At 68.1% G+C, this 611-nt stretch carries 1 pseudogene; it reads right to left on the reverse strand.

Going from position 1 to position 611, the window contains the following annotated elements:
* Positions 1 to 585: pseudogene (locus AC3DEV_RS05155) on the reverse strand (hypothetical protein); the annotation flags it as partial.
* Between the last annotated feature and the right edge of the window lie 26 nt (positions 586 to 611).

The following is a 611-nucleotide window of genomic DNA, read 5'->3' on the forward strand; positions in this document are numbered from 1 at the left end:
CACGGTCGCGAGCGACCCGGCCTCGGCGGAACCGGGCTCCAGCGACCCCTCCTCCGAGCCGGCATCCGAGCCCGCCGACAACGGCGCCAGCGAACCCGCATCCAGGGACCCCTCCTCCAGCGACCCTTCATCAGAGCCAAGATCATCCGACCCGGCAGCAGAACCCGTCATCAACGGCTGGAGCGAACCCCCATCGAGGGACCCCTCCAACGATCCGTCATCCGAGCCCACGTCATCCGAACCCATGTCATCCGAACCGGCATCAGAACCGGCCGACAACGGCGCGAGCGAGCCATCACCCCCCTCGGAACCGGACGATCCGAGCGCCAGGAGCAGAGTCACGGCCACAAGCGATCCGCCCTCGGCGGAACCGGGCTCCAGCGACCCCTCCTCCGAGCCGGCATCCGAGCCCGCCGACAACGGCGCCAGCGAACCCGCATCCAGGGACCCCTCCTCCAGCGACCCTTCATCAGAGCCAAGATCCTCCGACCCGGCAGCAGAACCCGTCATCAACGGCTGGAGCGAACCCCCATCGAGGGACCCCTCCAACGATCCGTCATCCGAGCCCACGTCATCCGAACCCATGTCATCCGAACCGGCATCAGAACCGG

The organism is Dietzia sp. IBK-p2-15D (assembly GCF_057773105.1).